This window comes from Streptomyces sp. NPDC005775 (assembly GCF_042871565.1).
In the GTDB taxonomy this organism is placed as follows: Bacteria; Actinomycetota; Actinomycetes; order Streptomycetales; family Streptomycetaceae; genus Streptomyces.
The window spans coordinates 1-25,252 of the sequence record NZ_JBIAIU010000011.1 but is presented as its reverse complement, the minus strand read 5'-3'; the positions used below and the strand labels follow the sequence as shown (position 1 = coordinate 25,252).

The 25,252-nt window shown below is 71.7% G+C and carries 21 protein-coding genes; 13 read left to right on the top strand and 8 right to left on the bottom strand.

Annotated features, from left to right (window positions below):
- The first annotated feature begins 6 nt into the window (after positions 1 to 6).
- A complete protein-coding gene (gene nadA, locus ACFYPA_RS24455) occupies positions 7 to 1,203 on the top strand; it encodes a quinolinate synthase NadA (protein WP_359085063.1) in 1,197 nt (398 codons plus the stop codon).
- A gap of 66 nt (positions 1,204 to 1,269) precedes the next feature.
- On the opposite strand, the gene ACFYPA_RS24450 is transcribed toward nadA, so the two are convergent.
- The 5 genes from ACFYPA_RS24450 to ACFYPA_RS24430 all read right to left on the bottom strand — a co-directional run bounded on the left by ACFYPA_RS24450 (position 1,270) and on the right by ACFYPA_RS24430 (position 7,802).
- Positions 1,270 to 4,428: an efflux RND transporter permease subunit gene (locus ACFYPA_RS24450; protein WP_389134181.1), complete on the bottom strand. Its 3,159-nt coding sequence runs from the start codon at positions 4,426 to 4,428 to the stop codon at positions 1,270 to 1,272.
- A gap of 165 nt (positions 4,429 to 4,593) precedes the next feature.
- Positions 4,594 to 5,289, bottom strand: coding sequence for a response regulator transcription factor (locus ACFYPA_RS24445; RefSeq protein WP_359085061.1), 696 nt, complete (start codon positions 5,287 to 5,289; stop codon positions 4,594 to 4,596).
- Positions 5,286 to 6,554, bottom strand: a complete 1,269-nt coding sequence (locus ACFYPA_RS24440; RefSeq protein ID WP_359085060.1) for a histidine kinase — start codon at positions 6,552 to 6,554, stop codon at positions 5,286 to 5,288. The genes ACFYPA_RS24445 and ACFYPA_RS24440 overlap by 4 nt, the downstream gene beginning before the upstream one ends.
- A 174-nt stretch (positions 6,555 to 6,728) precedes the next feature.
- On the bottom strand, positions 6,729 to 7,007 hold the full coding sequence (locus ACFYPA_RS24435) for a hypothetical protein (protein WP_359085059.1): 279 nt from the start codon (positions 7,005 to 7,007) through the stop codon (positions 6,729 to 6,731).
- Positions 7,008 to 7,016: 9 nt separating this feature from the next.
- Complete coding sequence (locus ACFYPA_RS24430) at positions 7,017 to 7,802, bottom strand: PspA/IM30 family protein (protein ID WP_359085058.1); 786 nt, start codon at positions 7,800 to 7,802, stop codon at positions 7,017 to 7,019.
- 342 nt (positions 7,803 to 8,144) lie between these two features.
- Here ACFYPA_RS24430 and ACFYPA_RS24425 point away from each other — a divergent pair, with 342 nt between their 5' ends.
- The 3 genes from ACFYPA_RS24425 to ACFYPA_RS24415 all read left to right on the top strand — a co-directional run bounded on the left by ACFYPA_RS24425 (position 8,145) and on the right by ACFYPA_RS24415 (position 10,796).
- Positions 8,145 to 8,744, top strand: a complete 600-nt coding sequence (locus ACFYPA_RS24425) for a DUF3043 domain-containing protein (protein WP_359085057.1) — start codon at positions 8,145 to 8,147, stop codon at positions 8,742 to 8,744.
- 89 nt (positions 8,745 to 8,833) lie between these two features.
- The gene (locus ACFYPA_RS24420; protein WP_359085137.1) at positions 8,834 to 9,586 is read left to right on the top strand and encodes a methyltransferase domain-containing protein; all 753 of its coding nucleotides are present in this window, start codon (positions 8,834 to 8,836) and stop codon (positions 9,584 to 9,586) included.
- A 118-nt stretch (positions 9,587 to 9,704) separates the two neighbouring features.
- Complete coding sequence (locus tag ACFYPA_RS24415) at positions 9,705 to 10,796, top strand: trypsin-like peptidase domain-containing protein (RefSeq protein WP_359314542.1); 1,092 nt, start codon at positions 9,705 to 9,707, stop codon at positions 10,794 to 10,796.
- A 90-nt stretch (positions 10,797 to 10,886) separates the two neighbouring features.
- Here ACFYPA_RS24415 and ACFYPA_RS24410 read toward each other — a convergent pair whose 3' ends face one another.
- Complete coding sequence (locus ACFYPA_RS24410) at positions 10,887 to 11,135, bottom strand: hypothetical protein (protein WP_359314539.1); 249 nt, start codon at positions 11,133 to 11,135, stop codon at positions 10,887 to 10,889.
- 128 nt (positions 11,136 to 11,263) lie between these two features.
- Between ACFYPA_RS24410 and ACFYPA_RS24405 the strand changes: the two genes are divergently transcribed.
- The 5 genes from ACFYPA_RS24405 to ACFYPA_RS24385 all read left to right on the top strand — a co-directional run bounded on the left by ACFYPA_RS24405 (position 11,264) and on the right by ACFYPA_RS24385 (position 17,189).
- The gene (locus ACFYPA_RS24405; protein ID WP_359314536.1) at positions 11,264 to 12,463 is read left to right on the top strand and encodes a bifunctional adenosylcobinamide kinase/adenosylcobinamide-phosphate guanylyltransferase; all 1,200 of its coding nucleotides are present in this window, start codon (positions 11,264 to 11,266) and stop codon (positions 12,461 to 12,463) included.
- A gap of 42 nt (positions 12,464 to 12,505) precedes the next feature.
- Positions 12,506 to 13,345, top strand: coding sequence for a class I SAM-dependent methyltransferase (locus tag ACFYPA_RS24400; RefSeq protein ID WP_359314533.1), 840 nt, complete (start codon positions 12,506 to 12,508; stop codon positions 13,343 to 13,345).
- A gap of 88 nt (positions 13,346 to 13,433) precedes the next feature.
- Positions 13,434 to 14,558, top strand: a complete 1,125-nt coding sequence (cobT, locus tag ACFYPA_RS24395; protein WP_389134176.1) for a nicotinate-nucleotide--dimethylbenzimidazole phosphoribosyltransferase — start codon at positions 13,434 to 13,436, stop codon at positions 14,556 to 14,558.
- 94 nt (positions 14,559 to 14,652) lie between these two features.
- Complete coding sequence (locus ACFYPA_RS24390; protein WP_389134174.1) at positions 14,653 to 16,476, top strand: phosphatidylglycerol lysyltransferase domain-containing protein; 1,824 nt, start codon at positions 14,653 to 14,655, stop codon at positions 16,474 to 16,476.
- Positions 16,473 to 17,189 carry a hypothetical protein gene (locus ACFYPA_RS24385; protein ID WP_389134171.1) on the top strand — a complete coding sequence of 239 codons (717 nt, stop codon included), beginning with the start codon at positions 16,473 to 16,475 and terminating at the stop codon, positions 17,187 to 17,189. The genes ACFYPA_RS24390 and ACFYPA_RS24385 overlap by 4 nt, the downstream gene beginning before the upstream one ends.
- Here ACFYPA_RS24385 and ACFYPA_RS24380 read toward each other — a convergent pair.
- The gene (locus ACFYPA_RS24380; RefSeq protein ID WP_359085049.1) at positions 17,132 to 17,893 is read right to left on the bottom strand and encodes a hypothetical protein; all 762 of its coding nucleotides are present in this window, start codon (positions 17,891 to 17,893) and stop codon (positions 17,132 to 17,134) included. The genes ACFYPA_RS24385 and ACFYPA_RS24380 overlap by 58 nt on opposite strands.
- An 88-nt stretch (positions 17,894 to 17,981) precedes the next feature.
- Here ACFYPA_RS24380 and ACFYPA_RS24375 point away from each other — a divergent pair, with 88 nt between their 5' ends.
- On the top strand, positions 17,982 to 18,761 hold the full coding sequence (locus ACFYPA_RS24375) for an adenosylcobinamide-GDP ribazoletransferase (RefSeq protein ID WP_389134168.1): 780 nt from the start codon (positions 17,982 to 17,984) through the stop codon (positions 18,759 to 18,761).
- A gap of 19 nt (positions 18,762 to 18,780) precedes the next feature.
- Here ACFYPA_RS24375 and ACFYPA_RS24370 read toward each other — a convergent pair whose 3' ends face one another.
- Positions 18,781 to 19,638 carry an endo alpha-1,4 polygalactosaminidase gene (locus ACFYPA_RS24370; protein WP_389134165.1) on the bottom strand — a complete coding sequence of 286 codons (858 nt, stop codon included), beginning with the start codon at positions 19,636 to 19,638 and terminating at the stop codon, positions 18,781 to 18,783.
- A 258-nt stretch (positions 19,639 to 19,896) separates the two neighbouring features.
- Between ACFYPA_RS24370 and ACFYPA_RS24365 the strand changes: the two genes are divergently transcribed.
- The 3 genes from ACFYPA_RS24365 to sucB all read left to right on the top strand — a co-directional run bounded on the left by ACFYPA_RS24365 (position 19,897) and on the right by sucB (position 25,088).
- Positions 19,897 to 21,447 (top strand): leucyl aminopeptidase, encoded by a 1,551-nt coding sequence (locus ACFYPA_RS24365; RefSeq protein ID WP_359085046.1) that lies wholly within the window; start codon positions 19,897 to 19,899, stop codon positions 21,445 to 21,447.
- A 326-nt stretch (positions 21,448 to 21,773) separates the two neighbouring features.
- Entirely contained in the window at positions 21,774 to 23,162 is a 1,389-nt protein-coding gene (lpdA, locus tag ACFYPA_RS24360) for a dihydrolipoyl dehydrogenase (RefSeq protein ID WP_359085045.1), read from the top strand.
- A 60-nt stretch (positions 23,163 to 23,222) separates the two neighbouring features.
- Positions 23,223 to 25,088, top strand: a complete 1,866-nt coding sequence (gene sucB, locus ACFYPA_RS24355) for a 2-oxoglutarate dehydrogenase, E2 component, dihydrolipoamide succinyltransferase (protein WP_389134162.1) — start codon at positions 23,223 to 23,225, stop codon at positions 25,086 to 25,088.
- The last annotated feature ends 164 nt before the right edge of the window (positions 25,089 to 25,252 follow it).

The window sequence follows — 25,252 nt, the reverse complement described above, 5'->3', positions numbered from 1 at the left end:
GAAAGGGTGCGTGACGTGACCACGGCCCACCCCGTCCAGGACCTCGACGTCCAGCCGACTCCCCTCGCCCTGCTCCTGCTCGGCCGCGACGCCGACCCCAAGAGCGAGCGTGGCGTCGAATGCCCCGGCGACCTGCCCTCCCCGTCCGACCCGGACCTGGTGGAGCGCGCCCGCGCGGCCAAGGAGAAGCTGGGGGAGAAGGTCTTCGTCCTCGGGCACCACTACCAGCGCGACGAGGTCATCCAGTTCGCGGATGTGACCGGAGACTCATTCAAGCTCGCCCGGGACGCCGCGGCCCGGCCGGAGGCCGAGTACATCGTCTTCTGCGGTGTGCACTTCATGGCGGAGTCCGCGGACATCCTGACCACCGACGACCAGAAGGTCGTGCTGCCGGACCTGGCGGCGGGCTGCTCGATGGCCGACATGGCCACCGCCGAACAGGTCGCCGAGTGCTGGGACGTGCTGACCGATGCCGGCGTCGCCGACCAGGTCGTGCCCGTCTCGTACATGAACTCCTCCGCGGACATCAAGGCCTTCACCGGCCGCCACGGCGGCACGATCTGCACCTCGTCGAACGCGAAGCGGGCCCTGGAGTGGGCCTTCGAGCAGGGTGAGAAGGTCCTCTTCCTTCCGGACCAGCACCTGGGCCGGAACACGGCCGTGCGGGACATGGGGATGACGCTGGAGGACTGCGTCCTCTACAACCCGCACAAGCCCAACGGCGGTCTCACCGCCGAGGAGCTGCGCAACGCGAAGATGATCCTGTGGCGCGGTCACTGCTCGGTGCACGGGCGCTTCTCGGTGGAGTCCGTCAACGACGTGCGGGCCCGCATACCCGGCGTCAACGTGCTGGTGCACCCGGAGTGCAAGCACGAGGTCGTCGCGGCCGCGGACTACGTCGGCTCGACGGAGTACATCATCAAGGCGCTGGAGGCGGCCCCGGCCGGCTCCAAGTGGGCGATCGGCACCGAGCTGAACCTGGTGCGGCGCCTGGCCAACCGCTTCGCGGCCGAGGACAAGGAGATCGTCTTCCTCGACAAGACGGTCTGCTTCTGCTCGACGATGAACCGGATCGACCTGCCGCACCTGGTGTGGACGCTGGAGTCGCTGGCCGAGGGGAACCTGGTCAACCGGATCGAGGTCGACCCGGAGACGGAGAAGTACGCGAAGCTGGCGCTGGAGCGGATGCTGGCGCTGCCGTAGGCGTACCGCACGCGGGAAGGCCCCGGCACCTCGATGCGAGGTGCCGGGGCCTTCCTGTGTGAACGGTCAGGCCTTCGCGGGCTCCGGTTCCGTCTCGGAGGTGGTCTCCTCCGAGGCCCCCGGGGCCGGAACGCCGGCCTTGGCGGCTCGCTTCGCGGCCTTCTTCTTCGCGCGGCGCTCCTTGAAGAGCTCCACCATCGAATACAGCGTCGGCACGAGAAGCAGGGTCAGCAGCGTCGAGCTGATCAGACCGCCGATGACCACGACGGCCAGCGGCTGCGAGATGAATCCGCCCTCGCCGGTGACGCCGAGCGCCATCGGGAGAAGGGCGAAGATCGTCGCCAGCGCCGTCATCAGGATCGGGCGCAGACGGTGGCGGCCGCCCTCGACGACTGCCTCGACGACGCCCATGCCCTGGGCGCGGTACTGGTTGATCAGGTCGATCAGCACGATCGCGTTCGTCACCACGATGCCGATGAGCATCAGCATGCCGATCATCGCCGCGACGCCCATCGGGGTGCCCGTGATGAGGAGCAGGCCGATCGCGCCGGTGGCCGCGAACGGGATGGAGACCAGCAGGATCAGCGGCTGGATGAGCGAGCGGAAGGTCGCGACCAGCAGCATGAAGACGATCGCGATGGCCGCCAGCATGGCCAGGCCGAGCTTCACGAAGGCGTCGTCCTGGTCCTCGGTGACGCCGCCGATGGTGGCGGTGGCGCCGTCCGGGAGGTCCAGCGCCTTGAGCTTGGCCTGGAGGTCGGTGCCGACCGCGCCGGTGTTGTCACCGATGGGCTTGGCGGTGATGGTCGCGGCGCGCTGACCGTCGATCCGGGTCATGGAGACCGGTCCGGGGACCAGCTTCACATCGGCGATGGAGCCGAGCTTGACCGGACCGAGCGGGAGGTTCTTGAGCTCCTCCATCGTGGTGGCCGGGTGGGCGGACTTGATGACGACGTCGCGCTCGGTGTCGTCCATGATCGCCTTGCCGGACGGGGTGCCCCGCACCGCACCGGCGACGGCCGCGCCCAGCGTGGCCTGGGTGAAGCCCGCGTCGGCTGCCTTGGCGTTGGCGGTGACCGAGATCCGGGGGATGCTCTGCGCGAGGTCGCTCTGGACGTCGGTGACGTCCTTGACCTTCGCGACCTCGGCGCGCACCTGTTCGGATGCCTTCTTCAGCGTGTCCGCGTCGGCTGCCTTGACCACGACGTTCAGGTCCTGGCTTCCGAAACCGCCGCCCGCGGCGATGGTGGTGTCACCGATGCCGTCGAGCTTGCCCAGGGCCTCGTCGATGCGGTCCTGGGCGGCCTCGTAGTCCCCGGAGTCCTTCAGGGTGACCTGGTAGGAGGCCTGGTTGGCTCCCGTGCCGCCGCCGAAGGCGGCCATGAAGCCGGACGAGCCGACGGTGACCTGGTAGTCCTTGACGCCCTTGTCGTCGGCGAGGACCTTCTCGACCTTCTTGGCCGCCTCGTCGGCGGCCGCCAGGCTGGTGCCCGGGGTGAGCTCCTGCTTGAGGGACAGGACTTCCTGCTCGCCCTGGTCGAAGAAGTTCGTCTTCAACAGCGGGACCATGCCGAAGGTGCCGAACAGCACGGCGACGGCGATGACGATGCTGGTGATGCGGCGACGGGTGGCGAAGCGCAGCACCGGGACGTAGATCCGCTGGAGCCTGCTGCGGGTTTCCTTCTCCTCCGCCTCGCGGCGGGCCTTGTCCGGGTCCTCGGCGCTGCCCTTGGGGGCGCGCAGGAACCAGTACGAGAGGACGGGCACGACGGTCAGCGAGACGATCAGGGACGCCAGCAGGGCCGCCGTGACCGTCAGCGAGAACGAGCCGAAGAGCTGGCCGACCATGCCACCGACGAGACCGATCGGCAGGAAGACGGCGACCGTGGTGAGCGTCGAGGCCGTGACCGCGCCGGCCACTTCCTTCACCGCGGTGATGATCGCGGACTGGCGCTCCTCGCCGTAGCCGAGGTGGCGCTTGATGTTCTCCAGGACGACGATCGAGTCGTCGACGACCCGGCCGATCGCGATGGTCAACGCGCCCAGGGTCAGCATGTTGAGCGACAGGTCACGGGTCCAGAGCACGATCAGAGCGAGGACCACGGAGAGCGGGATGGAGACCGCGGTGACCAGGGTCGAGCGCAGTGAGGCCAGGAAGACCAGAATCACGATGACCGCGAAGAGCAGGCCGAGCGCGCCCTCGGTGGTGAGGCCCGAGATCGCCTTGGAGACGGCGGGGCCCTGGTCGGACACGACGGTCAGCTCGGCGCCGGCACCGAGGTCCTTGCGCAGGTCGGGGAGCTTGTCCTTGACGGCGTCCGAGATGGCGACGGCGCTGCCGTCCTTGTCCATCGTCGCCATGACGGCGAGGCTCGGCTTGCCGTTCGTACGGGTGATGGAGACCGCGGTGGAGGGCTCCTGCTTCACCGTCGCGATGTCACCGACCCGCACCGGCTTGCCGGGCTTGCCCGTCTCCGGGTTCTGCCCGGTGACCCGCAGGTCCTCGATCTGCTTCAGGGAGGTGAACGCCCCGCCGACCTGCACGGTGCGGCTCTTGCCCGCCTCGGAGAAGGAACCCGCCGGGACGGTCGCGCCGCCGGCCTGGAGCGCCTGGGCGAGCGAGCCCGCGTTCAGGCCGGCCGCCGCGAGCTTCCTGTCGTCGGGGGTGAGGGAGACCTGGAGGTCCTGCACACCGTCGACGGTGACCTGGCCGACGCCCTCGATGTCCTCCAGGGCGGGAACGACGGTGCGGTCCAGCTGGTCGGCCAGCGCTTGCTGGTCCTTGTCGGAGGTGACGGCGAGGACGACGGTCGGGATGTCGTCGGTCGAGCCGGCGATGACCTGCGGGTCCACGTCCTCGGGCAGTTGGGCGCGGGCGCGGTTCACCGCCTGCTGGATGTCCGCGACGAGCTGCTTGGTGCCCTCGTCGCCGAAGTCGAACGTCGCCATGATGACGGCGTTGCCCTCGCTGGCGGTCGAGGTCATGCCGGTGACGCCGTCAACGGCCTTGATCGAATTCTCGAGCGGTTCGACGACCTGCTTCTCGACCACATCGGGGGACGCGCCCTGGTAGGGGGCGAGCACCGACACCATCGGGAGTTCGATGGTGGGCAGCAGTTGCTGCTTGAGCTGCGGGATCGCGATCGCTCCGAACACGAGCGCGACGATCGAGATCAGCCCGATCAGGGCCCTTTGCGCGAGGCTGAATCTGGACAGCCAGGACATGGGTGGGGTCTCTCTTCTGTGGCTTACGCGGCAGGTGGGCGGGTAACTCGGGGACAGACCCGGCCCACCTATACGATCGCCCACGGACCGAGCCGGAAGCGTCGGCCCCAAGGTCGCTTTCTTACGCCGCGCATACCGCAGCTGGAGTACGCCGCGACTGCACCCTCACTCCACCCGTGGGCGCACCAGGCCCGATTCGTACGCGATTACCACCAATTGGGCCCGGTCCCGGGCCCCCAGCTTCGCCATCGCCCTGTTCACATGCGTCTTGACGGTGAGCGGGCTGACCACCAGGCGCTCGGCGATCTCGTCGTTGGACAGCCCGCCCGCGACCAGCACCAGCACCTCGCGCTCCCGGGTGGTGAGGGCCTCCAGACGCGCGGAGTACTCGGCGGCGCCCGGCCCGCCGTCGGCCGAAGTGCCGCCCTGCGCGAGGAACGTGGCGATCAGGCCCTTGGTGGCGGCCGGCGACAGCAGCGCCTCGCCGCCTGCCGCGATCCGGATGGCGTTGAGGAGCTCCTCCGGTTCCGCTCCCTTTCCGAGGAAGCCCGAGGCGCCGGCCCGCAGTGACTGCACCACGTACTCGTCCACCTCGAAGGTGGTGAGCATGACCACGCGGACGTCCGCGAGTTCCGGATCGGCGCTGATCATCCTGGTCGCGGTGAGCCCGTCCGTGCCGGGCATCCGGATGTCCATCAGCACCACGTCGGCGCGGGTCGAGCGGGCCAGCTCCACGGCCTGCGCCCCGTCCGCGGCCTCGCCGACCACCTGCATGTCGGGTTCCGAGTCGACCAGCACCCGGAACGCGCTGCGCAGCAGTGCCTGGTCGTCGACGAGCAGCACCTTGATGGCCGGTGTCATGCGTTCTCCCCCGTCCGGCCCGCCGCGCCCGGCTGATCCGGCTCCTGCGCACGGGTTTTGAGGGGCAGGATCGCATGGACGCGGAAACCGCCGCCGTATCGGGGGCCGGCGGTGAGGGTGCCGCCCAGGGCGGTGACCCGCTCCCTCATGCCCAGGAGGCCGTGGCCGCCGCCGACGACATCGCCGGTGCCGCCCGCCGTCCCCCGTCCGTTGTCCAGCACCATGACCTCGGCCGTCGCCCCGACCCGTACGACGCTGATCTCGGCCTTCGCCCCGGGGCCCGCGTGCTTGCGCACATTGGTCAGCGCCTCCTGGATCACCCGGTACGCGGCCAGGTCGACGGCCGCGGGCAGCGGCGGGCCCTCCTTCGCCGCGCAGGCCACCTCGACGGGCAGCCCGGCCCGCCGCACGGTCTCCACGAGCTCGTCCAGGACCGCGAGGCCGGGGGCGGGCTCGGTCGGCGCGGTGGGGTCGCCGGACTGGCGCAGCAGCCCCACGGTGGCCCGCAACTCGTTGAGCGCGGAGCGGCTCGCCTCCCGGACGTGGGCGAGCGCCTCCTTGGCCTGGTCGGGCCGCCGGTCCATGACGTGGGCCGCGACCCCGGCCTGCACGTTGACCAGGGCGATGTGATGGGCGACGACGTCGTGCAGGTCACGGGCGATGCGCAGCCGCTCCTCGGCCACCCGGCGCCGGGCCTCCTCCTCACGGGTCCGCTCCGCCCGTTCGGCGCGCTCCCTGATCGCACCGATGAACGCGCGCCGTGAGCGGACCGCGTCCCCCGCCGCGCCCGCCATCCCGGTCCAGGCGAAGATCCCGAGGTTCTCCTGGCTGTACCAGGGGGCCGCCCCGAAGAACATCGCGGCCGCGGTAAGTACGGCCATGGTGAGCAGCCCGACCCGCCAGGTCGTCGGCCGGTCGGTCCGGGCGGCGACGGTGTAGAGCGCGATGACGGCGCTCATCACCACGGGGGCCGGCGGATCGGCCGTCAGCAGTTCGACGACGGCCAGCACACCGGTGGCGGCGAGCACGGCCATCGGCCGGTGGCGGCGCCAGATCAGGGCGAGGGCGCTCAGCGCCATCAGGAACACGCTGCCGACCGCGGGCGCGCGGGTGCCGAAGGTGGGTCCGTGGTGTACGCCCGGGCCGGCGAACGACCCGACGACCATCGCCACGTACACGGCCAGGGCGAGCGCACCGTCCAGCGCGAGGGGGTGGTCGCGCAGCCAGTCGCGGATGCGCAGAACCCCGGTTCCGAGGGTGGTCACGTCAAGCTACGTTACGGCGTGTCGCAAGGTGATCAGTGCGGGTGACCGCGGAACCGGTGCCGGGGGCCGACACCGCGCGGTGCCCCGTACGCACGCGACCGTGCCCCGGGGGCCGGCAGGACCGGTCCACGGGGCACGGGGGCGCGAGTGCTGGAGCTGTCGGTTGTCAGCCGGTCAGCCGGGAATCAGTCCGTCGTCGCTGAGCATGGCGCGGACCTCTTCGAGGGTCGCGTCGGGCGACGGCAGGATCAGCTCGGACGGCTCCAGGGAGTCGTCCGGCAAGGGCGTGCCGAGTTCGCGCACCCTCGCCAGGAGCGCGTGGAGCGTGGTGCGGAAGCCGGGTCCGTCACCGCGCTCCATTTCGGCGAGCAGGTCGTCGTCGAGCTTGTCGAGCTCGGCGAGATGGCTGTCGGCCAGGGATGCCTGGCCCTCCCCCATGATCCGTACGATCATGACGCTGCCTTAATTCTTGTCGAACTTGTGCGGGGACTGGGAACGGTCCTGCTGCTGGGCGGCATCCTGCGGGCCGCCCTCGATGGCCTGCTGCGAGGTGGAGCCGCCGGCCAGTTCGGCCTTCATGCGCTGCAGCTCCAGCTCTACATCCGTACCACCGGAGATCCGGTCCAGCTCGGCGGCGATGTCGTCCTTCGCCGTGCCGGTCGGGTCGTCCAGGGCGCCGGAGGCGAGCAGCTCGTCGATCGCACCGGCACGCGCCTGCAGCTGCTGGGTCTTGTCCTCGGCGCGCTGAATGGCCAGGCCGACGTCGCCCATCTCCTCGGAGATGCCCGAGAAGGCCTCGCCGATCCGGGTCTGCGCCTGCGCGGCCGTGTAGGTGGCCTTGATGGTCTCCTTCTTCGTACGGAAGGCGTCGACCTTGGCCTGCAGCCGCTGGGCCGCCAGGGTGAGTTTCTCCTCCTCGCCCTGCAGCGTGGTGTGCTGCGTCTCCAGGTCGGTGACCTGCTGCTGGAGGGCCGCGCGGCGGGACAGCGCCTCGCGGGCCAGGTCCTCGCGACCGAGCGCGAGCGCCTTGCGGCCCTGGTCCTCCAGCTTGGACGACTGGCCCTGCAGCTGGTTCAGCTGCAGCTCCAGGCGCTTGCGCGACGTCGCCACATCGGCGACACCGCGGCGCACCTTCTGAAGCAGCTCCAGCTGCTTCTGGTACGAGTAATCGAGGGTCTCGCGCGGATCCTCGGCCCGGTCAAGGGCCTTGTTTGCCTTCGCGCGGAAGATCATCCCCATACGCTTCATGACACCGCTCATGGGCTTCGCGCGCCCCCTTCTGACTCAGCTTCTGACGCAGCTTCTGACGCAACCGGTCTCCAGCACTCCAACAGAACCCACAGTACGGGCCCTGCCTCTATTACCGCACTGTTCGAGCGACGATGGGGTCCTCCCCAAGGACGACTGCGACCGGTGACCGCTCCGGCCCAGGGAGTAGGTGACGGTCGGGGAAACCGGTGGGTGACGATCGGGAAACCCGTGACGGCGCCCGTATCGTCCCGCTCGTACACCAGCGAGGACGCAGGCCGTTGCCGGATCGTTCCCGGCCGGCCTGGGGTCGTGGCGATCGACCCCGTACCCTTGGGCCTTGTGTTCCGTAGCCGCTCCAAGGAAGAGAAGGCCCCCACCGACAAGGTGACGGCGGACCTCTCCAAGACGTCCCGCGACCCGCAGGCTCCCAAGGGTCGCCCCACCCCCAAGCGCAGCGACGCCCAGTCGCAGCGCCGCCGTGCCTCCAGTGGTGCGCCGACCGACCGCAAGGAGGCCATGAAGCGCCAGCGCGAAGCGCGCCGCGTCGACATGGCCAAGCAGCGTGAGGCGCTCGCCAGTGGTGACGAGCGCTATCTGCCGGCCCGCGACAAGGGGCCGGTGCGCCGCTTCGTCCGCGACTTCGTGGACTCGCGCTTCTGCATCGCGGAGTACTTCCTGCCGCTCGCCGTGGTCATCCTGGTCCTCAGTGTGATCCAGGTGCAGGGCATTCAGAACATCTCGCTGCTGCTCTGGCTCGGCGTGATCGTGCTGATCGTGGTCGACTCGATCGGGCTCACGTTCCGTCTGCGCAAGCAGCTGAACGAGCGGTTCCCCGATACGCCGAAGCGCGGCGCGGTGGCCTACGGGCTGATGCGTACGCTCCAGATGCGTCGGCTCAGGCTGCCGAAGCCGCAGGTCAAGCGCGGAGAGCGGCCCTGAGTACGGATCTCTCCGGTTCGGTCGGCGGTGTGTCCGCAGGCCGGCCGGCGGGTGCTGTCTCCGGTTTCTCGGGGGCCGCGTCGGCATGGCTGAAGGGGCTCGGCGGACTGCGCAACACCGTGCGCCAGGAGTTGGTCGCCCGGCAGCTGGACGAACAGATAGCGGCCCGCTTCCCGGTCGGGCAGCGGCTGCGGATCCTCGACGTCGGCATGGGCCAGGGCACGCAGGCCCTGCGCCTGGCCCGGGCCGGCCACACCGTCACCGGTCTCGAATCCGCGCCCGAGATGCTGCGGGTCGCCCGCGAGGCGCTGGGGGGCGAGCCGGCGGGCATCCGTGAGCGGGTCCGGTTCATCGAGGGCAACGGACAGGACACCGGGGTCCACTTCCTGCCCGGCAGCTTCGACGTGGTGCTCTGCCACGGCGTGCTGATGTATGTCCAGGAGCCGGACGCCATGGTGGCCGGTCTGGCCAGGATGCTGGCTCCGGGCGGGCTGCTGTCGCTCCTCGTACGGAACGCCGACGCGCTGGCGATGCGGCCCGGGATCGCCGGGGACTGGGACGCGACGCTGGCCGCGTTCGACACGGACCGGTACACCAACCGCCTCGGGCTCTCCGTCCGCGCGGACCGGCTCGACGCCCTCACCTCCACACTCGCGGGGATCGCCGCACCGCTGCACGCCTGGTACGGGGTGCGGGTCTTCACGGACAACGTGGGCAACGACGTGGAGCTGCCGCCGGCGGCGGAGCTCGAGCGGGTACTGGCGGCTGAGGACCGGGCGGGGCGGACGGATCCGTACCGCGGGGTGGCCGCGCTGCTGCACCTGTGCGGGGTGCGCGGGTAACGCCGGCCCGACGTGATGACGGGCCGGTGTCCGCCGTCCCCCGCCGGGCAGGTGCGCTTTTCCCCCCGACGGGTGAAGCCAACAGGCCGCCGACCGGGCTAAAAGCAATAATCCGGACATGGATGCCTTTGACCCCCGCAGCCGTGTGCGCCGGCTGCTGCTGCCCCTGTCCGCAGGTGTCTGCGCGATCGCGCTGGTGAGCGGTTGCTCCGACTCTGGTTCCCACGCCTCGAACGCCGCCGCGACGAAGTCCGGATCGGCCCAGCAGGGCTCGGCCTCGAAGGCCACCGGCGATCTGCAGAGCGAGTACCAGACCGTCATCAACAACGTGCTTCCGTCGGTGGTGCAGATCGACGCGTCCAACAGTCTGGGTTCGGGCATCGTCTACGACGCCAAGGGCCACATCGTCACGAACGCCCACGTCGTCGGCGAGGAGAAGACCTTCAAGGTCACGGTGGCCAACGGCGAGAAGGTGATGAGCGCCGCGCTGGTCGCCGCCTATCCCGAGCAGGACCTGGCCGTCATCAAGCTGGACGACGTCCCGGACGGGCTGAAGCCCGCGAAGTTCGGCGACTCGGAGAAGGTCGAGGTCGGTCAGATCGTGCTGGCGATGGGCTCGCCGCTCGGGCTGTCCAGCAGCGTCACCCAGGGCATCGTCTCCGCGCTCGGCCGCACCGTGAGCGAGAGCCGCGCGGGCGGCGGGACGGGCGCGACCATCGCGAACATGGTGCAGACCTCGGCCGCGATCAACCCGGGCAACAGCGGGGGTGCGCTGGTGAACCTGAACAGCGAGGTCATCGGCATCCCGACGCTGGCGGCCACGGACCCCCAGATGGGTGACAGCGCGGCACCGGGCATCGGCTTCGCGATCCCCGTCTCGATGGTGAAGACCGTCGCCGACCAGATCATCAAGAGCGGCAAGGTCACCGACTCCGGCCGGGCGGCCCTGAACATCACCGGCCGTACCGTCGTGAACGACAGCTACAAGCCGGCGGGAGTCGCGATCGTCAGCGTGGCGAAGGACGGCGCGGCGCAGAAGGCGGGACTGCGGGCCGGCGACATCATCACGAAGGTCGGCGACGCGCCCGTCACCACGATCACGTCCCTGTCGGAGGCGCTGGCCTCGGACAAGCCGGGCGAGAAGGTCACCGTGACGTATCTGCGCAGCGATGCGAAGAAGACGGCCGAGGTCACACTCGGCGAGATCTAGAACGCGTGGTCCGGAACGACCGCCGGGCGGGCCCTCGCGGGCCCGCCCGGCGGTCGTCGCGACTCAGGCCTCCTCGGCGGTCGTCGCGACTCAGGCCTCCTCGGCGGCCGCTTCGCTCTGCTCGGCCTGCTCGGCCTGCTCGGCACGGAGGCTCATCGGGCCGTAGATCTTCGTCGTGTCGTCGAAGAGCGTCACCTGGTCCGCCCCGCCGTCGAGCAGTTCCTTCCAGAACTCACCGATCCAGGACTCCGCGTCGCCCTGCGTCGTGAATTCCTCCGGCTGCAGGGCCGGCTCCGTCTCCGTACCGTCGGACTTCTCGAACCGCCACGTCCACGCCATGTCCGCCTCCTGGGTCACTTTGTTCCGTCCCGCAGCCTAGTGCTTACGACCAGTGACGGAAGAGGCCCGTGCGCCCCCGGCCACCCCCACGTCGCGCATCCGGTGCGGGGACGCGGGAGGATCGGAGCGTGGAACTGACTCTGCTCGGCACCGGAGCCCCCGACGGGCTGCCGCGGCCCGACTGCCCCTGCGCCGCCTGCGCCACCGCCCGCGGGGTGCGGGCGCGGGCCGCGACCGCCCTGCTGGTCGACGACGCGCTCCTGCTCGATCTCACCCCCGGAGCGGTGTTCGCCGCTGCCCGCGCGGGGCACTCGCTCACCGGCGTACGGCAGGTGCTGCTCACCCATCCGCACGACGGGCCCGCCGTCGAACTGCCCGCCGGGCTGCCCCCGGCGGGCCGGGTGCCGGACGGGCGGGTACTGACACTGATCAGCGGACACCGGGTGCGGGCCGTGTCGATGGACGCGCCCGGCACCGGGTACGAGGTCACGTCGCCGGACGGCGAGCGGCTGCTCTACCTGCCGCCCGGGGCCGCACCGGCGGGCCTCACCGACCGGATGGCGGAGCCGTACGACATGGTCGTGGGCGATGTCGTGGGGCGGCCCGACGCGGTGGCCCGGCTGCGGGCCGTCGAGGCGATCGGGCCCGCCACCGAGCTGATCGCCGTCCATCTGGACCATGACGCCCCGCCCGGCCCCGAACTCGACCGCCGGCTCGCCGCGGCCGGAGCCCGGGCAGTGCCGGACGGCACCACCTTGACGCTCGGCTCGTACGCGGCACCGGAGCTGCCGCGGCGCACCCTGGTGACCGGCGGCGCCCGGTCCGGGAAGTCGGTCGAGGCCGAGCGCCGGCTGGAGACGTATCCCGAGGTCGTGTACGTCGCGACCGGCGGCGGCCGGGAGGGCGACACGGAGTGGGCGGCCCGGATCGGGCTGCACCGGGAGCGCAGACCGGCGGCCTGGCGCACCGAGGAGACGTGCGAGCTGGAGGATCTGCTGGCGTCGGACGGGCCGCCGCTGCTGATCGACTGCCTGTCGCTCTGGCTGACGGACGCGATGGACCGGGTGGACGCCTGGAACGACGCGGCCTGGGCAGGCGGTGGTGAGAGCGCACTGCACAAGCGGACCGCCGCACTCGTCGCCGCCGTGCGCGGGACGCGGCGCACCGTCGTCGCGGTGACCAACGAGACCGGTTCCGGCGTCGTGCCCGCGACCGCCTCGGGGCGGCGCTTCAGGGACGAGCTCGGGCGGCTGAACGCCGCGGTCGCCGACGAGTGCGAACAGGTGCTGCTGGTGGTGGCCGGGCAGGCGCTGACGCTGCGCGGATGACGGGACGGCCGCCGGGGAGCGGAGAGGACGAGGAGGAGTGACATGGCGCGTGTGCGGCCGATGCTGGACGGGGTGCCGGAGACCCTGTTGTGGACGTTGTACAACCGGGCGTACGAGGCGGGCCGGCCCTATCCGGTGCTGGACGACCCGACGGCACTGCGGCTGCTGACGGACCTGGACTACCCGTTCGAGGAACGGTTCGGGCTGCCCGACCCGTTCCACTCGCAGGCGCAGGCGCTGCGCTCGCGCTGCTTCGACCTGGCCGTGCAGGATTACCTCGCCGACCGCCCGGAGGCCACCGTCGTCGCGCTCGGCGACGGTCTGGAGACCGGCTTCTGGCGGGTCGACAACGGCCGGCTGAACTGGCTGAGCGTCGAGCTGCCGGAGGTCGCCGCGCTGCGCCGCACCCTGCTGCCGCCCTCGGAACGGCTGCGGACACTGTCCGGATCGGCGACCGATCTGTCGTGGCTGGACGAGATCGAGGACCCGGAGGGCCGGGGCGTCGTCATCACGGCACAGGGGCTGCTCATGTATCTGCGGCCCGCCGAGGTGCGCGCGATCCTGGCGGCCTGCGCCGAACGGCTGCCGGGCGCGGTCCTCGTCCTGGACTCGACGGCGCGGTGGCTCGCGAAGGGCACGGTGGCGGGCACCTCGAAGGTCGGTGACATGACGATCCCGCCGATGCGCTGGGCGATGGACCCGGGTGAGCGCGGGAAGCTGCGCAGCGCCCATCCGGGGATCACGGAGGTGCGGGCGCTGCACCTGCCGCGTGGGCGGGGCGCGATGGGTGAGCTGATCCGGCTCCAGAACCTGCTCCCCGGGCTGCGCACCCTCACGCCCGCGATCACCCAACTGCGGTTCGGGGACCGGACGGCGCACTGAGGGGGGCCGGAAATCGCGGCAGGTACTGTTCGACGGGGGGCCCGGCTCCCCGGCCCACACCACGTATCGACCCGCGAGGCAGACCCCCGTGAATCTGGACGACTTCTCCGACCTGATCGAACGCCCCGACGGGGGTGTACGGCGAGATGCCGAGGAACGCAGGGAGCGGTTCATCGTGCCGCCGGGCGCCCTGGGCCGCCTCGACGAGCTGGGCGAATGGCTCTCGGCCGCCCAGCAGGCCGTGCCGGTCAGGCCGATCGAGCAGGCCCGCGTGGTGCTGTTCGCCGGCGACCACGGGGTGGCGGAGCTGGACGTCTCCGGCCGTGCCGCCGGCAGCGCGCACGAGCTGGTGCGCGCCACGCTGGACGGTGCGACGCCGCTCGCCGTGCTGGCCCGCCGCTTCTCCGTGCCGGTGCGGATCGTCGACGCCGGTCTGGACTGCGAGCCGGACCTGCTGCCGGAAGCGATCGTGCGGACCCGGGTGCGGCGCGGCAGCGGCCGGATCGACGTCGAGGACGCCATGACGGTCGAGGAGGCCGAGCGGGCGGTGCGCCTCGGCATGGCGATCGCCGACGAGGAGGCCGACTCGGGTACCGATCTGGTGGTGCTCGGTGATCTGAGCGTCGGCGGTACGACGGCCGCCGCGACGCTGATCGCGGCGCTGTGCGGCACCGACGCGTCGGTGGTCACCGGGCGCGGCGGCGCGGGGATCGACGACCTGGCCTGGATGCGCAAGTGCGCGGCGATCCGGGACGCGCTGCGCCGGGCCCGGCCGGTGCTGGGCGACCAGCTGGAGCTGCTGGCGACGGTGGGCGGCGCGGACCTGGCCGCGATGACCGGCTTCCTGCTGCAGTGCGCGGTGCGCCGGCTGCCGGTGATCCTGGACGGCGTGGTCTCGGCGGCGTGTGCGCTGGTGGGCCAGCGGGCCGCGTTCCGGGCGCCGGACTGGTGGCTCGCGGGCCAGGTGAGCGGGGAACCGGCGCAGGCGAAGGCGCTGGACCGGATGGCGCTCAACCCGCTGCTGGACCACGGCGTCATCGTCGGTGAGGGGAGCGGGGCGCTGCTCGCGCTTCCGTTCGTCCAGGCCGCGGCGGCCCTGGCGGCGGAGCTGCCCGAGCGCGCGCCGGAAGCCGACGAGGAGGACGCGGAGGAGGACGGACAGGACGACGGGGAGATGTCCGCCGACGAGGGGACCGCCCCGGCCGGGGAGTGACGAGCGGCACCTGACCCATCGGGCTGCGGCCGTCCGGCACCGGCCGCAGCGCGGCCCCTTTCCTGAAGCGCGATGCCCCATATGATCGCTTTTCATGGGAGAGGTCCGATTGGCCAGCGAGGAATCCGGGCAGTCCGCGGTCCGGCCGCAGAACCCCGGACGGGCGCAGAGCACCGACCGGTCGCGACGCGGCGCGGCCTTCGCCATCTGGTACCTGCGCGTCGTGTCGTTCATCAATTTCCTCAGCGCCGTCTGGGTCACGTTCGGCCAGGACCTGCGACGTCACAACACCGAGAACTACTTCACGCCCTATCTGCTCACCGCGGGCTTCTCCTCAGGGGTCGTCGCGCTGTTCCTCGCGGTCACGATGCGGCGGCGCAAACGGGCGGCATGGATCGTCAACACGGTGCTGAGCGGCCTCACACTGCTGCTCTTCGCGGCGGTGATCGGCTTCCCCGAGATCCGCCGCTACCCGCAGAACTGGATCTCGCTGGCGCTGACCGCCGCCTTCGTCCTGGCACTCGCGCTGGGCCGGCGGGAGTTCTACGCGAAGGGTGACCGGTCCAACCCGAAGCTGGCCGCGCTGGTGGCCGTCGGCGGGCTGCTGGCCACCTCGCTGATCGCCGCCGCTCTGGTCACGCTCACCAACACGGCGCACGACGGCTCCCGTTCGACGTTCCTGGACCGCTGGCGCTACGGCGCGCTGCGCCTGGTCTCCGTCGCCGCCGACGACTCCCGCTTCCCCGGCATCACGACGCCGGGCTGGGTGAACGTCGCCATCAACATCCTGTCCACGCTGCTGCTCATCGCCGTCGTGTACGCGGCCTTCCGGTCCCGCCGCGCGGTCGACCCGATCACTCCCGGGGACGAGGCGGCGCTGCGCGCCCTGCTCGACAAGCACGGCGAACGGGACTCCCTCGGCTACTTCGCGCTGCGCCGCGAGAAGAGCGTCGTCTGGTCACCCACCGGGAAGGCCGCCGTCGCCTACCGGGTGGTCGGCGGGGTCTCGCTGGCCTCCGGCGACCCGATCGGCGACCCCGAGGCATGGCCCGGGGCGATCGGTCCCTGGCTGGCCGAGGCACGCGCGCACGGCTGGATTCCGGCGGCGATGGGGGTGAGCGAGGAGGGCGGCACGGTCTACGCCCGGCACGGCCTCGACGCCCTGGAGCTGGGCGACGAGGCGATCGTGGAGACCGCCGATTTCACCCTGGAGGGGCGGGCGATGCGGACCGTCCGCCAGGCGTACAACCGGGTGAAGCGGGCCGGTTACGAGGTGACGGTGCGCCGGCACGCGGACATCCCCGAGGGGGAGATGGCCGAACTGGTGCGGAGGGCCGACGACTGGCGCGACGGCGCGACCGAACGCGGCTTCTCGATGGCGCTGGGCCGGCTCGGCGACCCGGCCGACGGGCAGTGCGTGATGCTCGAATGCCGTGACGTCTCCCCCGCCGGGGACGGCGGGGCCGGTGAGCTGCGCGCCGTTCTGAGCTTCGTCCCCTGGGGCCCGCACGGCCTCTCGCTGGACCTGATGCGCCGTGACCGGGACTCCGAGAACGGTCTGATGGAGTTCATGGTCATCGAACTCCTGCAACGGGCCGGCAAGATCGGCGTCACCCAGGTGTCGCTGAACTTCGCGATGTTCCGTTCCGTCTTCGAGCGCGGATCGCGGCTCGGCGCCGGACCGGTGCTCAGGCTGTGGCGTTCGCTGCTCAGCTTCTTCTCGCGGTGGTGGCAGATCGAGTCGCTGTACCGCGCCAACGCCAAGTACCGGCCGATCTGGGAACCGCGCTACCTGCTCTTCGAGAAGAGCGCGGACCTGCCGCGCATCGGCATCGCGGCGGGCCGAGCCGAAGGGTTCCTCGAGGCGCCCGGACTGCCCAAGTGGCTGCACCGCTCGAAGCTCGGACCGCGTGGATGACCCGGTCGCACCCGCTCGGCCGGGCGGCCCGCCGGGAGTGGGGCCCGCTGTGGACGGCCGTACGCACGGCACTCGCCACCGAGCGGCTGCGGGCCGTCCCCCTGACGCTGGGCGCGGTCTGTCTGACGGCGCTGCTCCAGGTGGTGCAGAACAGCTCCTGGGGCTACGGGCCGGTGCAGGCGCTCGGGGCGGTGCGGGCCGAGGATCCGGTGTGGGCGGCTCTGCTGCGTACCCCGCTGTCCCTGTTCGTCCCCGCGCTCGACCTGCCGGTGTGGGGCGCGCTGGCACAGGTGCTGCTGGTGTTCGGGGTCGCGGAGATCTGCCTGGGCCGGTGGCGGACGCTGCTGATCGCGTACGGGGCGACGGTGGCCGGAACGCTGTACGCGCGGATCGGCGTCGCCATCGGGCCCGACGGGTTCCTGGGCCTGCCGGGCTCCGACGCCCGGATCGTCGACACCGGCCCCTCGGCGGCCGTGGTCGCCCTGGCGGTCTGCGTCTGCTGGGCCTACCGGGCCCGGTTCACCGCGGGGCTGGTGATCGCGGCGATGGTGGTGGAGATCGTGGTGAAGGACAACCTGGCGGGCAAGGAGCACCTGGCGGCCATCGTGGCGGCGCTGGTGCTGTGCGCGGTTCCGGGGCTGCGCGGGTGGCGCCGTCAGGGTTTGGGCGAAGGGGGCGGAACGCGGTCGGGCGCACCGCCGATCAGGTCCTGAAACTTACGGCGCGGTCCGGCCCAGCGGACGTCGTGGTGGTACGCGCGCAGGACCGAGCGGGAGCGGGCCCGGTGCCGGTTGCGGTAGAACCGCTTGGCCCACATCGAGGTCGGCCTGGCCAGCCGGACCGCCCCGACCAGGGCCACGAACGGGACCAGCGTGCCGACCACCGCCATCCGCGCCTTGCCCTTGAACAGTGCGATCAGTACGAAGCAGAAGTTGACGACGAGGGTGAGGACGACGCCGAGACGGCCCTGTTGCTGATCGTCGCTCAGGTCGTCCACGCCGAGCGGCGAGAACCCTCCGAGCACCAGCAGGACGAGCGCGGCGGTGAGGACCACGACCTCCACGCTCTGGCGGCCCTGCTCGGTCCAGTACACGTCGTCCATGTGCAGGATCAGCGCGAACTCGTCCAGCACCAGGCCCGCGCCCATCCCGAAGACGACCGCGAAGGCCCCGGCCGCGAACCCGTTCTTGCCGCTGGCCACCGCGCCGAACCCGCCGACCACGCTCAGCACCACACCCGGCACCACATGGTGGACATGGACCCCGCCCGGTGTGATGTTGCCGAACGGCCCCTTGCCGGCCCGGATCATCCGGGTGATGACCCGGGTGACGGCGAACGTCAGCACGAAGGCGGCCAGCGCCAGGAGCAGGGGCAGTTTCCCCGGCTCGACGATGTTGCGGTCGAACCAGTGACCCATCCCACCCACTCCCGATAAGTCGCTTCTACTCCGCTATGTGACGTTCCGGACAATCTATCGGCCGCGCCCACCGATTAGCCTGCGCGCCGTGACCTCCCTGAACAGCCACGGCCTGCGTTTCGCCTTCGGCACCCTCACCGTGCTCCCCGTCCGCGTCACCCGCTGGGACCGCGAGACCGCCCGCGCCGGGATGCTGTGCGCCCCGTCGGCCGGCCTCGTCGTGGGGGTGCTCGCGGCGGTGCCCGGCGGCCTGTTGCTGCTGTTCGGGTCGGGTCCGCTGCTCGCGGCGGTCGCCTCCGCCGCGGTCCCCGCGGCCCTCACCCGGGGGCTGCACCTGGACGGTCTCGCGGACACCGCCGACGGCCTGGGCAGCGGCAAGCCGGCCGACGACGCGCTGCGGATCATGAAGCAGTCGGACATTGGGCCGTTCGGTGTGATCACCCTGCTGTTCGTCCTGCTCGCCCAGGTGGCGGTCCTCCAGCAGTTGTACGCGCAGGGCTGGGCGCAGGGGGCGGTGGCCGCCGTCGCGTCCGGTGTCGTCGCCCGGCTCGCGCTCACGCTGGCCTCCCGGCGCGGCGTTCCGGCGGCCCGCCCGGAGGGGCTCGGCGCCGCGGTCGCGGGTACGGTCCCGGGCGCCGGCGCGGTGGCCGTCGCAGCCCTGACCGTGGCGGCCTGCGCGGGCGCCGGCGCGCTGCTGGGCGGGTACGGGGCCCTGCGCTACGCGCTCGCCGCCCTGGCTGCCCTTGCGGCGGCCCAGCTGCTGCTGCGGCACTGTGTGCGGCGGTTCGGCGGGGTGACCGGTGATGTGTTCGGCGCGCTGGCGGAGACGGCCGCGACGGTGACCCTGATGGGGCTGGCCCTCGGCTGAGCCGCCGTACGGCGCCGCGTCAGGCACCCGCCGCCGGGCACCGCTCCCGCCAGACGCCGAGCTCGTACTTCTTGAGCAGCGAACTCAGCCCGAGGCGCCGGGACTGTGCGCAGAACCGCCCCACCGGCAGCTCGTACTCCACGTGGAAGACCGCCTTGCCCGCCTCGACGAACGGGGAGAGCTCCTCACACTCCTCGTACTGGGCGCACTGTTCGTTGACCGCGAAGTCGAAGTCCCCCACCAGCTCGGGGATCTGCGGCAGGTCGTTCTTCAGGCCGACGGCGAGGTGGTGGCGGTGGGCGATGCGGGCGATCAGCCGGTTGTAGGTCAGCTGGTGGGCGGCGGTCAGCGGGAAGCCGCTCGGGTTGCGGTAGCCGTCCATGTTGTCGGGCTCCACCGCGTCGAAGCCCTTCTTCGCGCACATGGAGATCCGGCTCTCCATCAGCGGCTCCAGGACGTCGGTGCGCCGGATGTCGAGCCAGCGCTCGCCCTTCCAGCCGTTGCCCTTGCCGAGGACCGCGGTGGGGAACCGCGCCGCGTCCGGGCGGAACTCCTCCCAGGCGCCGGTGGACAGGTAGCAGATGACCTTGCGCCCCTTGCGGTGCAGCTCCGTCACCCGGTCCGCGTCGTGGTCGAAGCCGTCGATGTCGTACACCGGGGCGTCCACCGTCGTGTCCAGCCGCCCGGAGAGCTGCCACTGCCAGTCGGTGCCCGGCTCCGGCTGCCAGCGCGCCGCGGCGGGCCGTCCGGACGGAGACGGTGACGGGGCGGACCGGGGCGCCGCCGTGCAGCCGGCCAGCAACACCAACAGAATCAGTACGGTGACGGGCAGGGCCGCCGGCCTGCCGGTCACCCGGGCGGCCATCCGGTCGTCCATCGTTCTCCCCTGCTCACAGGACGTCCGCCAACGCCTGTGCGGTCGGGGTCCGTTCCGCCGGAATGATCGTTCCGGTACGACAACCGTACGGCCGTCGCGGCGCACTGACGGCCCGCCGCCGTACTGGGGCAGCAAAGGCGCGCGTAGGCTCATTCCCGGCACATCGCGGCGGCGTCTACGATGCGCCGGGCACGGTCGGCCACCCCCTCGACCAGCGCAGACCGAAAAAGAACTCAACGGAAGCGAGATTTCACCACCGTGACTGCTCTCACTCTCAGCACTGCCGGTGCCGCGACGCTGCGCGCCGACGCGCTCGTCGTCGGCGTCGCCAAGGCCGCCGGCTCCAAGTCCGGGGACCTGGTCCTCGCGCCGGGCGCCGAGGCCGTGGACAAGGCGTTCGACGGGAAGCTCGCCACCGTCCTGGCGACCCTGGGCGCCTGTGGTGCCGAGGGCGAACTGACCAAGCTCCCCGCACCCGACGGCCTGAAGGTCGCGGTCGTCATCGCGGCCGGACTCGGCCCGGTCCCGGAGGACGGCGCGTACGACGCCGAGGCGCTGCGCCGCGCCGCCGGCACGGCCGCCCGCTCGCTCGCCGGCTCGAAGAAGGCCGGCTTCGCGCTGCCCGTCGACTCCGTCGAGGACGCCGAGGCCATCGCGGAGGGCGCCCTGCTCGGCGCGTACGCCTTCACCGCCTACCAGGGCGGCGACGACAAGGTCGCGCCCAAGGGCGCCAAGGCGGCCGGCCCGAAGCTGCCGCTCGGTGAGGTCGCCATCCTCGGCGCCAAGCCGCGCGACAAGGCGTTCAAGGCCGCCGCCGAGCGCGCCGTCGCGCTGGCCGAGGAGATCAACCGCGCCCGCGACCTGGTCAACACCCCGCCGAACGACCTGTACCCCGAGTCCTTCGCCGCCGTGGCCACCGCCGCGGGCAAGGAGCACGGCATCAAGGTGCAGGTCCTCGACGAGAAGGCGCTCGTCAAGGGCGGCTTCGGCGGTCTGCTCGGCGTCGGCCAGGGCGCGGCCCGCGGCCCGCGCCTGGTGAAGCTCGCCTACACGCACCCCAAGGCGGAGAAGACCCTGGCCCTCGTGGGCAAGGGCATCACCTACGACTCGGGCGGCATCTCGCTGAAGCCGGCCGGCCACAACGAGACGATGAAGTGCGACATGGCCGGCGCCGCCGCCGTGTTCGCGACCGTCGTCGCGGCCGCCCGTCTGGGCCTGCGGGTCAACGTCACCGGCTGGCTGGCGCTCGCGGAGAACATGCCGTCGGGCAACGCCACCCGCCCCGGTGACGTGCTGCGCATGTACAGCGGCAAGACCGTCGAGGTCCTCAACACGGACGCCGAGGGCCGGCTCGTCCTCGCCGACGCGCTGACCCGCGCCTCCGAGGAGAACCCGGACGCGATCGTCGACGTGGCGACCCTGACCGGTGCGATGGTGCTGGCCCTGGGCAACCGCACCTTCGGCATCATGGCGAACGACGACGCCTTCCGTACCTCGATCCACGAGATCGCCGAAGAGGTCGGCGAGGCCTCCTGGCCGATGCCGCTCCCGGCGGACCTGCGCAAGGGCATGGACTCCCCGACCGCCGACATCGCCAACATGGGCGAGCGGATGGGCGGCGGCCTGGTGGCCGGTCTGTTCCTGCAGGAGTTCGTGGGCGAGGGCATCGCCTGGGCGCACCTGGACATCGCGGGCCCGGCCTTCCACGAGAGCGCCCCGTACGGCTACACGCCGAAGGGCGGCACCGGATCGGCGGTCCGCACCCTGCTGAAGCTGGCGGAGCGCACCGCGGCCGGAGACCTCGGCTGAGGCAGCGTCCGTCGTACGGCCCCGGGCATACGTCCGGGGCCGTACGTGTTGCACCCACGGCACCGCGGCCGGGGCCGGGCAGGTTTCGCTCTCGACGAAATCGCTACGTCCCTACGCGGCGGTAACACCCTGGGACGGACGATCATCCGTCTCAGACACGGGCCCCGCGTCCCGCCCACCGTCAACAAGTGCGAAGATGGGTTCTCGGCAGGACAGGGCCCCCACCACAGGGCCGAAAGACAAAAGCGGCCGAACACCAGCCGACCGGCCGGTCACACCCCGATGACGGGGCCCGGCGTACGGCGCACATGCATGGAGGACGTGACGTGGCGAACGACGCCAGCACCGTTTTCGACCTAGTGATCCTCGGCGGTGGTAGCGGCGGTTATGCCGCGGCCCTGCGCGGAGCGCAGCTGGGCCTGGACGTCGCCCTGATCGAGAAGGGCAAGGTCGGCGGCACCTGCCTGCACAACGGCTGCATCCCCACGAAGGCCCTGCTGCACGCCGGTGAGATCGCGGACCAGGCGCGCGAGGCCGACCAGTTCGGTGTCAAGGCCACCTTCGAGGGCATCGACATGGCGGCCGTCCACAAGTACAAGGACGACGTGATCTCGGGCCTGTACAAGGGCCTGCAGGGTCTCATCGCCTCCCGCAAGGTGCACTACATCGAGGGTGAGGGACGTCTGTCCTCCGCCACCTCGGTGGATGTGAACGGCCAGCGCGTCCAGGGCCGCCACGTGCTCCTGGCGACCGGCTCCGTGCCGAAGTCGCTCCCGGGTCTGGAGATCGACGGCAACCGCGTCATCTCCTCGGACCACGCGCTGAAGCTGGACCGCGTGCCGAAGTCGGCGATCGTGCTGGGCGGTGGCGTCATCGGCGTCGAGTTCGCCTCGGCGTGGAAGTCCTTCGGCACCGACGTCACCATCGTCGAGGGCCTGAAGCACCTGGTCCCGGTCGAGGACGAGAACAGCTCGAAGCTTCTTGAGCGCGCTTTCCGCAAGCGCGGCATCAAGTTCAACCTCGGTACGTTCTTCCAGGGTGTCGAGTACACCCAGGACGGCGTCCGGGTCACCCTCGCCGACGGCAAGACCTTCGAGGCGGAGCTGCTCCTCGTCGCGATCGGCCGCGGCCCGGTCTCGCAGGGCCTCGGTTACGAGGAGGCCGGTGTCGCGATGGACCGCGGCTACGTCCTCGTCGACGAGTACATGCAGACGAACGTCCCGACGATCTCGGCCGTGGGCGACCTCGTCCCGACCCTTCAGCTGGCGCACGTCGGCTTCGCCGAGGGCATCCTCGTGGCGGAGCGTCTGGCCGGCATGAAGACCGTCCCGATCGACTACGACGGTGTGCCGAAGGTGACGTACTGCCACCCCGAGGTCGCCTCCGTCGGCATCACCGAGGCCAAGGCCAAGGAGCTCTACGGCGCGGACAAGGTCGTCGCGCTGAAGTACAACCTCGCGGGCAACGGCAAGAGCAAGATCCTGAAGACCGCGGGCGAGATCAAGCTCGTCCAGGTCAAGGACGGTGCCGTGGTCGGCGTCCACATGGTGGGTGACCGTATGGGCGAGCAGGTCGGCGAAGCCCAGCTGATCTACAACTGGGAGGCGCTGCCGGCCGAGGTCGCGCAGCTCATCCACGCCCACCCGACGCAGAACGAGGCGATGGGCGAGGCGCACCTGGCCCTCGCCGGCAAGCCGCTGCACTCCCACGACTGATCAGTCGACCGGGCGCGACGACCGACCACTTCCGCATTTTCGTTAGGAGCAACTGAAACCATGTCGGTTTCCGTAACCCTTCCGGCGCTCGGCGAGAGCGTCACCGAGGGCACTGTCACCCGCTGGCTGAAGGCCGAGGGCGAGCGCGTCGAGGCCGACGAGCCGCTGCTCGAGGTGTCGACCGACAAGGTCGACACCGAGATCCCGGCCCCCGCCTCCGGCATCCTGGCCTCCATCAAGGTCGCCGAGGACGAGACCGTCGAGGTCGGCGCCGAGCTGGCCGTCATCGACGACGGCAGCGGCGCCCCCGCGGCCGCCGAGGCTCCCGCCGCCGAGCCCGAGGCGGCTCCGGCCGCCGCCGAGGCCCCCGCCGCCGAGGCCCCCGCCGCCGAGGCCCCCGCCGCAGAGGCTCCCGCCGCCCCGGCTCCGGCCCCTGCGGCCGAGGCTCGGGCCGCCGCCCCCGCCGGTGGTGCCTCCGGCACCGACGTCACCCTTCCGGCGCTCGGCGAGAGCGTCACCGAGGGCACCGTCACCCGCTGGCTGAAGGAGGTCGGCGAGGAGGTCACGGAGGACGAGCCCCTCCTCGAGGTCTCCACGGACAAGGTCGACACCGAGATCCCGGCCCCGGTCTCCGGCGTGCTGCTGGAGATCGTCGTCGCCGAGGACGAGACCGCCGAGGTCGGCGCCAAGCTGGCCGTCATCGGTGCTCCCGGTGCCGCCCCGGCCGCGGCTCCGGCTGCCGCCGCTCCGGCTCCGGCCGCCGCCCCGGAGCCCGCTGCGGCCCCGGCTCCGGCCGCTGCCCCGGCTCCCGCTGCGGCCCCGGCTCCGGCCGCTCCCGCACCGGCTGCTTCGGCTCCGGCGGCTCCGGCTCCGGCCGCTCCCGCACCGGCTGCTCCGGCTCCTGCGGCTCCGGCTCCGGCGGCTCCCGCCGCTCCGGCACCGGCCGCTCCGGCGCCCAAGGCTGCCGCGCCGGCCCCGGCCGCGACCTCCGGTGACGACGGCGCGTACGTCACGCCGCTGGTCCGCAAGCTCGCCGCCGAGAACGGCGTCGACCTGGGCGCGGTCAAGGGCACCGGCGTCGGTGGCCGTATCCGCAAGCAGGACGTCGCCGCCGCAGCGGAGGCCGCCAAGGCCGCCGCTGCCGCTCCGGCTCCGGCCGCCGCTGCCCCGGCAGCCAAGGCCGCGCCGAAGCTCGAGGCCTCCCCGCTGCGCGGTCAGACGGTCAAGATGACCCGCATGCGCAAGGTCATCGGCGACAACATGATGAAGGCGCTGCACTCGCAGGCCCAGCTGACCACGGTCGTCGAGGTCGACGTCACGAAGCTGATGAAGCTGCGCAACAAGGCGAAGGACGCGTTCGCGGCCCGTGAGGGCGTCAAGCTCTCGCCGATGCCGTTCTACGTCAAGGCCGCCGCCCAGGCGCTGAAGGCCCACCCGGTCGTCAACGCCCGGATCAACGAGGACGAAGGCACGATCACGTACTTCGACTCGGAGAACATCGGCATCGCCGTGGACGCCGAGAAGGGCCTGATGACCCCGGTCATCAAGGGCGCGGGCGACCTCAACATCGCCGGTATCGCGAAGAAGACCGCCGAGCTGGCCGGCAAGGCCCGCGGTGGCGGCCTGACGCCGGACGACATGTCCGGTGCCACCTTCACCATCAGCAACACCGGCTCGCGCGGTGCGCTGTTCGACACCGTCATCGTGCCGCCGAACCAGGCAGCCATCCTGGGCATCGGCGCCACCGTCAAGCGTCCGGCGGTCATCGAGACCGAGGAGGGCACCGTCATCGGTGTCCGCGACATGACGTACCTCTCGCTCTCCTACGACCACCGTCTGGTGGACGGCGCGGACGCCGCCCGTTACCTGACCTCGGTCAAGGCGATCCTGGAGGCCGGTGAGTTCGAGGTCGAGCTCGGCCTCTGAGCACGGCAGTTGTAACCAGCCTCACCAGCGGCGCCCCCCCCCCCCCCCCCCCCCCCCCGGGGGGCCCCCCCCGGGGGGGGACACCCCCCCCCCCCCCCCCCCCCCGGGCGGGGCGGCCCCCCCCCCCGGGCCCCCCCCCCCCCCCCCCCACCCCCCCCCCCCCC

What these genes read in the sequence shown, in the direction of transcription:
- ACFYPA_RS24415 (WP_359314542.1), top strand. Translation starts at nt 9,705, where the DNA reads ATGGATGCCTTTGACCCCCGCAGCCGTGTGCGCCGGCTGCTGCTGCCC.
- sucB (WP_389134162.1), top strand. Translation starts at nt 23,223, where the DNA reads ATGTCGGTTTCCGTAACCCTTCCGGCGCTCGGCGAGAGCGTCACCGAG.
- ACFYPA_RS24390 (WP_389134174.1), top strand. Translation starts at nt 14,653, where the DNA reads ATGGGAGAGGTCCGATTGGCCAGCGAGGAATCCGGGCAGTCCGCGGTC.
- ACFYPA_RS24370 (WP_389134165.1), bottom strand. Translation starts at nt 19,638, where the DNA reads ATGGACGACCGGATGGCCGCCCGGGTGACCGGCAGGCCGGCGGCCCTG.
- ACFYPA_RS24430 (WP_359085058.1), bottom strand. Translation starts at nt 7,802, where the DNA reads ATGAAGCGTATGGGGATGATCTTCCGCGCGAAGGCAAACAAGGCCCTT.
- ACFYPA_RS24445 (WP_359085061.1), bottom strand. Translation starts at nt 5,289, where the DNA reads ATGACACCGGCCATCAAGGTGCTGCTCGTCGACGACCAGGCACTGCTG.
- ACFYPA_RS24410 (WP_359314539.1), bottom strand. Translation starts at nt 11,135, where the DNA reads ATGGCGTGGACGTGGCGGTTCGAGAAGTCCGACGGTACGGAGACGGAG.
- ACFYPA_RS24385 (WP_389134171.1), top strand. Translation starts at nt 16,473, where the DNA reads ATGACCCGGTCGCACCCGCTCGGCCGGGCGGCCCGCCGGGAGTGGGGC.
- ACFYPA_RS24435 (WP_359085059.1), bottom strand. Translation starts at nt 7,007, where the DNA reads ATGATCGTACGGATCATGGGGGAGGGCCAGGCATCCCTGGCCGACAGC.
- ACFYPA_RS24380 (WP_359085049.1), bottom strand. Translation starts at nt 17,893, where the DNA reads ATGGGTCACTGGTTCGACCGCAACATCGTCGAGCCGGGGAAACTGCCC.
- ACFYPA_RS24400 (WP_359314533.1), top strand. Translation starts at nt 12,506, where the DNA reads ATGGCGCGTGTGCGGCCGATGCTGGACGGGGTGCCGGAGACCCTGTTG.
- ACFYPA_RS24450 (WP_389134181.1), bottom strand. Translation starts at nt 4,428, where the DNA reads ATGTCCTGGCTGTCCAGATTCAGCCTCGCGCAAAGGGCCCTGATCGGG.